Below are 11,803 nucleotides of genomic sequence, written 5' to 3'. Positions count from 1 at the left end.
TCAATCCGCCTCACCCAGCCGACGCCGGGCCGCCCAACGCAGGGCACGCCACAGCAGGAAGGCGAACAGCACGACGCTGACGGTGGCGATCACTGCCAGCAGTACCGGGTGTTCGGACAGGTGGAACCAGAGCAACAACCACCAGGGAAGCTGGCCGACGAAATAATGCTCACCGATGAACTGGCTGCTCAGTCCGCTGTTACGCACCAGGGTCACCGAGCCGGCGATCGCGTCGAGCTTGCCGACATCACCGAGCGCATCGCGCAACAGGGCATAGTCGGCATCGTCGCTGGCCAGCAGCGCGACCACGCTGCGTTGTTCATGGGTCGGAGACTTGAGCCCGACGATAGCGGCGATCGGCGCCTGGGCGCTGACCTCCACGCGACTGTTCGGCAACGCTGGCGAAGTGTCGAACTGACGGCTACCCGGCAGGCCCGGTGCACGCCCCTGCAATAGCCAGTCACGCGGCGCATCGAGCAGCAGGCCGAGATCGCGTTGCTCATGCAGCGCGTCTGGCAGGCGGCCGATCAGCAGCAGGTCGGCATCCGTCGCAGCGGCGTGTTTCCAGTCGTCGCTCAGGCGCACACCGAGGGCCGGGTAACCGATCTGCCCGGCCAACCCACCGACCACGTCGAGCAAGGTGCCGACCTGCATTGCCGTCGGCTTGGCGGGCACCATGATCAAGGTCTCGGAGAGATCGGCCATGCGGCTGAAAGGAAAGCCGCTGCGGGCAAACGCACGCAGGTCGGGCATCGCGATGTAGTGGTGATAGCCGGACAGGTCGATCGTCGAGTTCTCGTCGATGGCCGCGCGCACGTCTACCGGCAACGAGGTCTGGCAATGGTCGCGTTGGCTGCTGCCGAGCTTGCTGGCAAAGCTGAAGTCGAAGCGCAGGCGGTTGCGGTCGCCGATCTTCAGCGCCGGTACCAGCAACTGTTCGCTCAGGGCGGTGCTGTCACTGGACAGGACACTCAAGCGCAATGTTTCCAGCGTACCGCCACGACGGTCGTTGCCCACCAACGGCATGCTGGTGATGTACTGGTCGTTGACGCTGATGCTCAGGCGCGACTCATCGGTGACCGCCGGCGGTGTGTAGCGGTACAGGGTACGCAGCGGGATGCCTTGGTTACGCCAGACGAACAGGTCGGGCGGCAAGTTCAGATCGAGGCTGATCGCGCGTGGCTGCAAGCCACTGACCTGCAACTGCTGCGGATAGTCGAGCAGTTCGGCGAAGCGTATCGGCCGATCGGTGCGCGTCCAGTTCGGCGCATCGTAGGGTTGGCGCGGTTGCAGCTCACTGACCTGTTCGACCTTCACCCGCGCGCCACGGAACAGGTCGCTGCCGACCGCCAGCGCCGAGGCGGCCTTGACCAGATCCTCGTCGTCGCGGCCAAGCACCAGCAGCAACTTGCTCCAGCGATCGCCTGGATGATCGATCATCTGCACCACCGGACCATCCACCCGGGGGAATTTCTCGAAGTCGGCGAGGAACGCCGGACGGCGCTCGTTGCTCGCGAAGACGATGGCCGGCTTCGGCCTCTCGCCCGCGGCGGGCAGACGGTCGAAGAACACCGGGAAACTCGCCTTGCGCCAGCCGGCCTGGCTGCCGAAGTAAGAGGAGAGAATCGCTGCGGCACGCTGCTCGCCCAAGGTCGGCGCATCGGCGAAGATCACCGGCAATTCGACCTTGCCGGTATCGCGCGAATCGAAGAACGGCAACGGGAAATAGGCCAGGTCGTTGTCCAGCACCAGCGCCTGTTCACGCAAGTGAATCTCGCTCTTGCGGTTCAGGCTCAGCCATAGCCCGCTGTGCGCCGGGTCCTCGCAGATGTCGGTGTAGTGCCCAACGAACTCCACACGCACGCGGTTGAAGTCGCCGATCAGTTTCGGGTCCAGTTTCAGCTGGCGCTGGACGCGCTGGCCAAGCTGATCCTTCTCTACCGGCACCACGCCCATCAGTTCGTCGTTGAGGTAGACCCGCAGGTGCGACAAGGTCGGCAACAGCGCAGGCGAAGGCGTGTAGTCCAGTTGCAGGACGGCCTCGGTGGCGAGGCGGTCATGGCGCAAGCCGAACTCGATGTTTTCGCTGTTGCGTACGCCGAGCAGCAAGGTGTCGGCTGGAGCACCGAGTTGCTCGAATGTCCGTGATACTGGCCAGTTCGGCACCATGGGCTCAGCAGGCCCGGCGGGCGTGACGAGGGTGGACGGGGAAGCGGCAGCGGTCGCCTGGAACATGGAGGCGAGCAGCGCCATCGCCAGGCCCCAGGTACGCACGGGGTAACGAGTCATGATGCGTCTCGGTTCATAAGGTTCGTGGAAGGGAAAGGCCGCGGGTTACGCGGCATGAAGCTGGCCAGCCAGCGCCCCAGATCGAGCAAGGGCCGCAGCAGTTCGCGCAACCAGGCGGGCGCATGTTCGTACACACGGAAGTAGCCAACGCCACCCAGTTTCAGGACTCCGACCAGGCTGCGCAGCGGGCGCTCGGCCTGGTGCTGCGCCTGCCGGTCCAGCCAGGCATCGGCACGGGCGAAGGTGCAGTGCACCAGGTCGATACGCTGCTGCAGGTCCAAGGCGTCGAATGTCAGCCCGAGGTGACGGCCGACACTGCGACTGACCAGTGCGCTGAAGGCGAATTCGCGCTGGCCGCGATTGAGCACCAGCCTTACCCGTTCGCCTGGCCTTGGCGCCGGGTGATCGCCCAACGTGAGGCCAACACCGCCGTCGGAGTAGTCGACCAGAGTGCACGGATAGGCATGGCCGTTTTCCAGGACCAGCGCGGCCGGTAGGTGCATTTGCACGCGGTGGGCACGACGCACCTGGCGAACTTCGGCGGCCACCGCGATCGCTGCTCCCAGGATCAGCAGGTTGTAGATCACCCACAGCGAGCTGACGATGATCGTGCCGATTTCAGAGACCGGGCCGGTGAACAAGCGCCAGACAGCAAAACCGAGGCCTGCCACGTTGAGGAGCGCCAGGATCAAGTATGGCTGGGCTATACGCCAGTCGAACTGGCTCTGCTCCATCAGCCCTCCCTTGGCCGTGACGTTGAAACGGCCCTTCTTCGGCGCCAGCAACGCTACCGTGGTCGGACGCGCGATGTACCAGGCCAGCACGGTCTCGTAGACCTCGCCCCAGAAGGTTTGCCGGTATTTGCCCTGCATGCGTGCATTGGTCAGGCTGGCATGGATCATGTGCGGCAGGACGTAGAGCAGGATCATCAACGCCGGCGCGTAGATGATGTAGGCGTGCAGCAACAGGAAGGCCAGCGGAGCGGTGAGAAACACCAGGCGTGGCAGGCCGGCGAGGAAATGCAGCATCGCGTTGGCGTAGCAAATCCTCTGGAACAGGCTCAGGCCGCGCCCGAACAGCGGGTTGTCGGTGCGGAAAATCTGCACCATGCCGCGCGCCCAACGGATCCGCTGACCGATATGGGCAGACAGGCTCTCGGTCGCCAAGCCGGCCGCCTGCGGGAAGCGCAGGTAGGCCGAAGTCCAGCCCTGGCGATGCAGGCGCAGGGACGTGTGGGCATCCTCGGTCACGGTCTCCACGGCGAAGCCGCCGATGCTTTCCAGCGCGCTGCGTCGCAGCACTGCACAGGAGCCGCAGAAGAACGCGGCGTTCCACATATCGTTGCCGTCCTGGATCAGCCCGTAGAACAGCTCGCCTTCGTTGGGGCGGCGGCGGAAGGAGCCGAGGTTGCGTTCAAACGGGTCCGGTGAGAAGAAATGGTGGGGAGTCTGCACCAGCGCCAGGCGTGGGTCCTTGAGGAACCAGCCGACAGTGAGCTGAAGGAAGGAGCGCACCGGTACATGGTCGCAGTCAAAAATGGCGATCAATTCACTGTCGGTGACGCCCAGGGCGTGATTGAGGTTGCCAGCCTTGGCATGCTTGTTGTCCGGTCGCACGATGTAGCCAACCCCGACCTCGTCGGCAAACGCGCGGAAGTCACTGCGACGGCCGTCATCGAGGATGTAGATGCGCAGGCGGTCGCGTGGCCAGTCCAGGCCGAGCGCGGCGAGCACGGTGGTGCGCACCACCGAGAGGTCCTCGTTGTAGGTCGGGATCATCAGGTCCACTGTCGGCCAGTACGCAGGCTCCGCCGGCAGGCTTGCCGGCTTGCGCTCCAGCGGCCACAAGGTCTGGGTGTAGCCCAGGATCAGCACGAACCAGGAATAGGTTTCGGCGGCCAGCAGGATCAGGCCGCAAACCAGGTCGGTGGTGTCATTCCAGTTCAGCGTCGAGGAGTAGCGCCACCACAGGTAGCGACAGGAAATGATCGTCGACAGCACGATCAGCATCAGCGTCGGGAAGCGGCCCGGCATGTGACGCACCAACATGGCGATGCCCCACAGCAGGAAGATGAACACCAGTTGCGCCAGATAACCGAATGGCTCGGTCACGCAGAGCAGCGCCAGGGCCACCGCGCACAGTGTGAGCACACCGTAGAACAGTCGCCGGGCACCGACACTCAAACGGCGCAACCCTTGGGTTGCCTCGCGCTGCAGCGGGCTGGCGACGAAACGCCCCGGCACCTGCTGCAGCCAGGCGACCAGGCGCGCCCGTTGCTGGCGCAAGCGTTGGCGCACGACACCAGCTCCAACGCCCAGGGCATGCCGGGCTCGCGCCAGCCGCCCAGGCTCGCGCGGCGTCGGCTCACGCACCACTAGCAGCCAGACGCTCTGGACCAGCAAGCGCAGCGGGTCACCCAGGGTCGGACGCTTGTCCGCCAGTTGCGGGAACAACCGCCGGCGCTCGGCCAGCAGCACTTGCCAGGCCGGAGACTCCAGACGCAGCAGGAGAAAGGCCAGCCATGTGCCCAAGGTGAACAGCAACGCGGTCGGCAGCGCCGCACCGCGAGTGAGAAAATAGCTGTAGGCGCTTAACGGCGATAGTCTCACGGCTGGCGCCTCGCCAGACAGGCCACGGCCAGGCTCTGCACATCGCGGGCGGCCAGACTGTGCGGCGCGTAATGGCCAACCGGCGCTTTGCACGCCAGCGCCTCGGTGAATGCTTCATCACGATGAACCAGTTGCATTGGCAGACGGTCGCCGTAGAGCTTGCGCCAGACCAGCAGCAAATCGCTCTGCAAACGGCTGGACGGGTCGAAACGGTTGATCAGCAGATGCTGGTAACGCTCCAGCGCCTGTCGCTCCAACAGCATGTGGCTGGCCATGTCGGCCTCGGCAACGAGCACCCGCACATCCACCTCGGGGCTGCGTTCAGGCACACCCCGGCCGGAGGCCGGCAGGTCGAACAACAACCAGTCGAAATGACGGGCCAACTGCCCCTGACGCAAGTGCCAGGCACCGGGCTCGTCCAGTTCGACAAGCCTCGCTTGCTCAAGCTCGCCAAAGGGCATCAGGCATAATCCATCGAGCACTTCGTAAAGCGGATCGCCAAAGGGGCGGCCCTCCAGTTCGGCACGTGCCCAGCCGTCATGATCGCCAAGTGGCAGGTTGAAATGCAGGCGCAGCAAGTTATCCGGGCACAAGTCGATCAGCAGCACGCGCTCGCCCAACTCGTGCAAGGCATAGCCCAATGCGGCGAGCAAGGCACTGCGTCCCAGGCCGCCACGCACCCCATGCAAGGCGAAGCTGGTCATGGTTCAACGGCCTGCAATACCGGCCCCGCCTCTCGCGCGGTGTCGCCCATCAATAGCGCGCAACTTTCACCCAGCAATGGCCAGCGCTGCAGCGACTGGCGCAAGCCGACCATCATGGAGATGTCTTGGTAGCTCAGCTCTGGCAGGTCCAGATGCCGCCGCAGTTGGGCGATATCGTCGCTACGGTCGACTGGATCGGCTCTACTCGACATTCAATTCATCTCCTTGGGAATAGGTTGCCAGTCACGCTGTCCTTGCAGACGCATGTAGGTGCGGCCCCGGAAATCCAGCACCTGGGCGCCGGAGGTCTCGGCCACGTTCTCGGTGGTCGGAAGATCCGTCAGTAGGGCAGGCAGATCCAACGTCTGGCCCGCCCCCTGGTGGGCATAGATCCGGGACAGCAGTTCGGAAATCGCCAGGTAGCTGGTTGGGCTCGAAACACGCAGGGGCTCGGCGCGGGCAGGTTGATTCATGCCGATGAACGCCAGCCCCACCGGCACATGGGTAATCGCTGGGGTGGGAATCTCACGCATGCCGGACAGCTGCATGCGGTCACCGTGCAACGCTGCGCCGTGTTCGGGCACGATGGCGACCACTACCCGGCGACCGCTGCGCTGCAGGTCATCGAGGAACTGACCGAGATCATCGAATAGCCGGTTCGCCCGGCTGCCATAGTCAGCGATACGCGTGCCGCCATCGGCGGTCACCACACGGTTGCCGTCGTGCAAGCTGATGCTGTTGTAGAACAGCGAGACATGCTCGGCCTCAGAGCCCTGGCGCTGCTGCCACCAGCCACGCAGAACGTCCAGGTCGCGGGCGATCGGCGAACCATCGAAACCGACCAGAGCACGTGGGAAGTCCGTACTGGCCAGCCTCGGCTGTGGCATCTGCTGGTCAGTGATGTCGCCAATGAAGTTGTCGAAACGGCCGCTGTGATTGAGCAATGTCTCGCTCTCGAAGCCGAGCCTTGCCAGGTTATCGAACAACAAGCACTGCTCGGGCGCTGGCTTGTACAACATCGCATGCGATGCCTGTCCACAACTGGCCCGCAACATACGAATGGCCGCGGGACCACTGTAGGAGGTGGCTGAGTTGAACTGCTCGAAGATCACGTCCAGGCGCGCGAACAGCGGGTTGTCGCGTAGGCCTGCGGCAGAGAGGTCGGCCCAGGCCAGCGAACAGATGTTGATCACCAACAGGTCAAAGGCCTGTTCGTCCGGCTTCGCGCTGGGGAACGAGGTGACGCGCTGACGCTCGCTTTCGAAAAATTTCTCCAGCCAGGCATCCAGGGTCGCGTTGTCCGCCACGGCGGTGCCAGCAGCTTCGCTGGTGGCGGACTCTGCAACAGCCTCACGCGGCACACCCAGCCCCATTGGCGGCAAGCCACCGGCGGCAAGCCACAGCAGTCCGGCCAGGCTCAGGGTGCTCAAGCGCAACCAGTGGCGCAGGTAGAGGTAGGCCACCAGCATCAGCAGCAGACAGCCCAGCAGGTTCCAGTTGATGAAGCGGCCTAGCAGCTCTAGCAGATAGTCCCAAGAGAAGTCGAGCACACCGGGCTGCTCCAGCAGCCGTCGGAACGGTGGCAGCCAGGTGTCGTAGTAGAGCAACGCAATGCCGGTCGGCACCGCCAGGACCTGCCGCCCACGGTTCAGCCAGATGCCCGGCAATGGAATCAGCAGGAATGCAGCGAACAGCAGGTTGGCCAGCGCATGGAAATCCAGCAGCCCCATGCCGATCAACAAGAACTTTGCCAGGAAATACAAGTTCCAGGCGCCCAGCCCAGGCCAGCGGGCCAAAGGGGCGGCGGACAACGTCGAACTATTCATGCTCACCCTCCTCACACAGGCGTCGGCGCACGCCAACGGACTTCAGGTAACGGGGTGGCAAGCGACGTCTCAGCCAGTGCTGCGCGAACGCCTTCACGCGTATGAGCAACAGGATCAGGATCAGCGTGACCAGCGCGCTGATGGCGGCGACCTGCAACAGTTGAACGATGTTCATGCCGAGCTCCACTTCTGCAAGGAAATCTGGCGCGGCATCAGCGGTGATCGAACCGTGGTCGACGGGCCCTCAGCCGCCCCTGCCATAGGCACCAGTGGCCGGGTCCCGTCCGAAAAGGCGGGGGCGTTCAAGCAGTCAAGGCTCACAAGCACTTCGTGGCTGGCGAAAAGCGCCTTCCACGACAATTGGAAAATATGATCCAGCGCCTGCTCGACGCCCTCTGCCCGACAGGCGAACAGGAACAGAAAGAGCGTGCCGTCAACCACGCAGGCGATATCGCCATCACGACGGAACACACTGCGAGAACAAGCCTGCAACGGTGACAGACCGGAGGGTGGGCGCAGGGTCAACAACTGATGGACGATCTCGCCATTGCGCATGCCCTGCCACATTTTCTGCACCGCATCGGCGAACGTACGTGGCGCGACCAGGCCACAGAGCGGCAACGGGCGCAGGCGGGCGAGCAGAGCATCGAAATCGGCCGGTAGGCTGCGCCGCCAGATCTGGCCCTGGATGCTGTCGACCAACGTCAGGAAACGCGACAAGCTGGCCCCGAACGGCACGATCAAGCTGGCGCCGCAAGCCAACAGCAACTGCTCGTCCTGATAACGCAGGGTAGGCCCGGTTTCCCGTACCACCAGCTTCAGCGCATTGCCGCGCAACTGGCGCAGGGTGTGCAACTGACGCGCTAACACATCGAGTCGCTGCCCGCCGTCCATGGCAAAGATCACGGTCGCCGAGCAGGCCAAGGCTGCCCTGGCCCCCAGCTCGGATAAACCATCGAACAGTTGCCAGTGTTCGGAGAAGGCCGGCGCGCCTTCGAGCACCTGGCGCTGGGCCAGGTAAAGGAGTTCGTCGCCACCGGCTGCAACCAGCGGCTGAGGCTGCCCGGAAAGCACAAAACCGCCAGCGAGCCGGGTCAGTTCGAGGTCCTGGGTACCCACGACGCCAAGCGCGTTGGACCAGAAGTGCAGCAGGTAACGCACACCACCCTGGCCACGATAAAGTTGCGCCAGCCCATCGATGTCCTGGTTGCGAGCACGCAACCGGTCGATCACCGATACGCTCGGCCCTTCGCTGATCACCAGCAGGACAGCCCCCGTGCTTCGCACCGCCTCTCTCAGCTCGCGGCACCAGCGACCGACATTGTCGTCTTGCCAGATGGCGGCTGGCAGAAGCGCCAGAAGCAGGCGCCCGGAGGCGTCAATCCTGGGCAGGTCCTTGGCCAAATGCAGTGCGGCTTGCGTATCGGCCTCGTACAAGGCCAACTCAGCCGGCCCGCGGTCCGCATCGAGCCCATCCAGAACCCCACGTATTTCTCGCGCATCGCCGATCAACGCTGCACGGGCATCCTTCGCCAATGCTTCAATCGTCTGACGACAAAGAACGGCAGCATCCTCAGCCTTGTCGCAGGCCAGCCAATACAGGCCCTGTTTGTGGAATTGCCTCTGCTCGATACCGAGACCAGGAATAGCTAGAGAAGTAAGACTTTTCGCCACAACAATGACTCTAAAAATTCAGGGTCGTCAGGCTTTATCAACTTTTGAGCGCCATGCATCCACGGCCTCTACTCATGACGAATCTACGACGTGGAAAAGTGAACGTACCGTTCCCATACCAGCCACAGCGGCCCGGCCAGCAGAGCGGCAGAGCTTGTCGCAGAGAATGAGGACGCATTGGGTAACAGGGAGTAGTTGTTTTATTGACGAGAAACCGACGTCAAAAAACCGACTAAAAAGCTGACATCCCTGTCAATGCGTCAATTCTACAGCACTCAAGGAAAGCGATGTCAAGGTGACATTTCCAAGAACGGTTCATCCAGGACTCTGGAAAAGCGGAAATCAGCCTATGCTGCTGCCTACCAAGACAGCTTGATCGTGACGAGGGAGAACGCCGATGTTCTATGTGCAACGCGACACGAAGGGTCAGTTGCTCCGGGTAGAGGCAGCACCCTATGCCGAGTACACGGAAATGCTCTCGGCCGATAACGCCGAGATCCAGGCATGGTTTGCCAATGACGCCGTCGAGAGCAGCCTGAAGCAGCTCAAGCAGAGCGACCTGGACATGATCCGTGTGCTCGAGGATTTGATCGAGGTGCTGACGGCCAAGGGTGTGATCAGCATCACCGACCTGCCCGCCGACGCCCAGGCCAAGCTGCTCAGCCGCTCAAGCGCGCGTGAAGCCCTGGGTGGGTTGAACAACCTGATCGACGAAGATGAAGACCCTGGCCTGATCTGAACCGCTCCACCGTCAGTGCCAGGCGGCAGGTTCACCGACCAGCTGCCCCTGGACACCCTGTATGCCCATTTCCCGCAATACCCTGAGCTCCCCCTCGGTCTCTACCCGCTCCGCGATCAGCGGCAGATCGATGCTATGCGCGGCGCGCTGGACCGCCTCGATGAACAGGCGCTTGTGCCCCTCCTGATCGATATTGCGGATGTAACTGCCGTCGATCTTCAAGTAGGCCAGGCCCAGGTGGGCAAGATTTCCGATCATGCTAAAACGGCCACCGAAGCGCTGCAGGGCCAGGCTGAAGCCCAGGGCGCGCAGACGCCGGGTCAACTGTTCCAAGGCAGGCTGCTCCGGCAACTGCTCTTCGCCGATCTCCAGTGTCAGACGGGGGCCCAGCGCCCTGTGCTGCTCCAACAGCTCATAGACCCGCTGCAATGCCGCGGAATCGGCCAAGGTCGCGGCCGACAGGTTCAGCGCCAGCGATTCGCTATGGCTCTGGAGGTGCCTGAGCACTTGCTCGAGCATCAGCAAGTCCAGCCGCGATGACCAGCCAAAGCGCTCCAGCCAAGGTAGGAAGCGCCCAGCCGCCAGGACTTCGCCCTGTTCATCGTCCAGACGTGAGATCACCTTGTAGTGCAACACCTCCCCAGGTGCGTTGCAGTCGACCACTGGCTGGAAGAACAAACGGAACTGCCCCCTGACCAGTGCCTGGTCGAGCCGGTTGTGCCACTCGTGATGGCTGTCGGCGGCCTGCGTCGCGCCCCCCTGCTCCAGGCACGCCCAGCCCGGCTCAGCCTGGCTTTCGGCCCGGGCCAGGGCCTCGTCGGCCCGCTTCAACAGCACCTCAGGGGCATCGCCGGGGCTGTAGGATGACAGGCCGATGCAGCCCACTGGGCTGACATCGCTGGCACCGGTTTCCTGCAAACTCTCCAGGCTCGCCTCCAAGGCCTGGGCCAGCCGCACGGCGTCGTCATGAACCATGCCCGGCGCCAACACGGCGAATTCGCCGCCGCGGCTGCGGGTGATCAGGTTGTTGGTCTCGGGATAGCTGGCGCAGGTGCGCTGCAATTGTTGGCCGATCTCCTGCAGCAGTTGGTCGGTGCGCTGACCGCCAAGGCGCGCGTTGAGGCCGGCCAGATCCCTGACCCGCAACAGCAGCAAGTACCCGGCACGCGCCTCTTCGAGATTGCTCACCTGGGCATTGAGCTGCATCTCGAAATAACGGCGGTTGGCCAACCCCGTGAGACTGTCCTGATAGGACTCGGCCCGCAGTTTCTCACTGCGCTCGGCCTGATCCTTGAACAGGGCCTTGAGCTTCTCGACCATTTGGTTCATAGCCTGCACCACGCGCCGCAACTCAGGTGTGCGCGGCAACTCGGGCAGGCTGAGGAATTCACGGCGGGCAATGGCGTGAGATTGGGCCACCATGTAATCCAGCGGCCTGAGTTGCCGGCGCAGCAACAGGGCACCCAGCACCGCGCTCACCACGCCGCATAGCAGCAACCAGCCAAGGCTACCCAGTGCGCTCTGCCAGAGCTTGGCCACGGCGAACATCGGATGGCTGATCACCTCCACCCGCGCCGCCTGCTGCCAACCACGGCTGACAATCGCGTCTCCCCCCGCCGCCTCCAGGCCGATCATCTGGACGAACCAGCCCGGCACCCCGCTGCTGTCGGGCTGGGCATGGCGCTCGACCAGCACAGTGTCCGAGCCGAGGTCGATGACCTTGATGCTCGAGTAATAGCCACTGTCGAAGATCGAACTGACCATCAGCTCGGCCATGGCCGGGTCGTCGATGTTCGGTGTCAGTGACAGAGCCAGAGCCGTCGCCGCATCCTGGGCATGCGAGCGCAACTGGTTGACATACTGGCTGCGTGAGCTTTCCAGACTGACCATGAAACTGCCGCTGAAGGCAACGACCAGGAACAGGCAAATGGCAAGCAGCAATTGTTTGAACAATGACATTTG

9 protein-coding genes are annotated in these 11,803 nt (G+C 63.4%); 1 reads left to right on the top strand and 8 read right to left on the bottom strand.

Annotated features, from left to right (window positions below):
• From bcsB to ACYU03_RS00710, 7 genes are read right to left on the bottom strand one after another with little or no spacing between them, the layout of a single operon-like run.
• Entirely contained in the window at positions 1 to 2,289 is a 2,289-nt protein-coding gene (bcsB, locus tag ACYU03_RS00740) for a cellulose biosynthesis cyclic di-GMP-binding regulatory protein BcsB (protein WP_461887636.1), read from the bottom strand.
• Positions 2,286 to 4,898, bottom strand: coding sequence for a UDP-forming cellulose synthase catalytic subunit (gene bcsA, locus ACYU03_RS00735; RefSeq protein WP_461887635.1), 2,613 nt, complete (start codon positions 4,896 to 4,898; stop codon positions 2,286 to 2,288). The genes bcsB and bcsA overlap by 4 nt, the downstream gene beginning before the upstream one ends.
• On the bottom strand, positions 4,895 to 5,602 hold the full coding sequence (gene bcsQ, locus ACYU03_RS00730) for a cellulose biosynthesis protein BcsQ (RefSeq protein ID WP_461887633.1): 708 nt from the start codon (positions 5,600 to 5,602) through the stop codon (positions 4,895 to 4,897). Before bcsQ ends, bcsA begins: the two co-directional genes overlap by 4 nt.
• Positions 5,599 to 5,814, bottom strand: a complete 216-nt coding sequence (gene bcsR / locus ACYU03_RS00725; RefSeq protein WP_461887631.1) for a cellulose biosynthesis protein BcsR — start codon at positions 5,812 to 5,814, stop codon at positions 5,599 to 5,601. The genes bcsQ and bcsR overlap by 4 nt, the downstream gene beginning before the upstream one ends.
• Complete coding sequence (bcsG, locus tag ACYU03_RS00720) at positions 5,815 to 7,428, bottom strand: cellulose biosynthesis protein BcsG (RefSeq protein WP_461887629.1); 1,614 nt, start codon at positions 7,426 to 7,428, stop codon at positions 5,815 to 5,817. It abuts the gene before it with no gap.
• A complete protein-coding gene (gene bcsF / locus ACYU03_RS00715; protein WP_461887628.1) occupies positions 7,421 to 7,603 on the bottom strand; it encodes a cellulose biosynthesis protein BcsF in 183 nt (60 codons plus the stop codon). Before bcsF ends, bcsG begins: the two co-directional genes overlap by 8 nt.
• On the bottom strand, positions 7,600 to 9,102 hold the full coding sequence (locus ACYU03_RS00710; RefSeq protein ID WP_461887626.1) for a BcsE family c-di-GMP-binding protein: 1,503 nt from the start codon (positions 9,100 to 9,102) through the stop codon (positions 7,600 to 7,602). Before ACYU03_RS00710 ends, bcsF begins: the two co-directional genes overlap by 4 nt.
• A gap of 397 nt (positions 9,103 to 9,499) precedes the next feature.
• Between ACYU03_RS00710 and ACYU03_RS00705 the strand changes: the two genes are divergently transcribed.
• Positions 9,500 to 9,841, top strand: coding sequence for a tryptophan synthase subunit beta (locus ACYU03_RS00705; RefSeq protein ID WP_461887624.1), 342 nt, complete (start codon positions 9,500 to 9,502; stop codon positions 9,839 to 9,841).
• 12 nt (positions 9,842 to 9,853) lie between these two features.
• Here ACYU03_RS00705 and lapD read toward each other — a convergent pair whose 3' ends face one another.
• Entirely contained in the window at positions 9,854 to 11,800 is a 1,947-nt protein-coding gene (lapD, locus tag ACYU03_RS00700) for a cyclic di-GMP receptor LapD (protein WP_461887623.1), read from the bottom strand.
• Positions 11,801 to 11,803 lie beyond the last annotated feature (3 nt).

It is taken from the genome of Pseudomonas sp. X10 (assembly GCF_054889225.1).
This window is presented reverse-complemented; position numbering and strand designations above follow the sequence as displayed.

Coding starts and splice junctions, on each gene's coding strand:
- bcsG (WP_461887629.1), bottom strand. CDS start 7,428: ATGAATAGTTCGACGTTGTCCGCCGCCCCTTTGGCCCGCTGGCCTGGG.
- bcsQ (WP_461887633.1), bottom strand. CDS start 5,602: ATGACCAGCTTCGCCTTGCATGGGGTGCGTGGCGGCCTGGGACGCAGT.
- bcsB (WP_461887636.1), bottom strand. CDS start 2,289: ATGACTCGTTACCCCGTGCGTACCTGGGGCCTGGCGATGGCGCTGCTC.
- bcsF (WP_461887628.1), bottom strand. CDS start 7,603: ATGAACATCGTTCAACTGTTGCAGGTCGCCGCCATCAGCGCGCTGGTC.
- ACYU03_RS00705 (WP_461887624.1), top strand. CDS start 9,500: ATGTTCTATGTGCAACGCGACACGAAGGGTCAGTTGCTCCGGGTAGAG.
- bcsR (WP_461887631.1), bottom strand. CDS start 5,814: ATGTCGAGTAGAGCCGATCCAGTCGACCGTAGCGACGATATCGCCCAA.
- lapD (WP_461887623.1), bottom strand. CDS start 11,800: ATGTCATTGTTCAAACAATTGCTGCTTGCCATTTGCCTGTTCCTGGTC.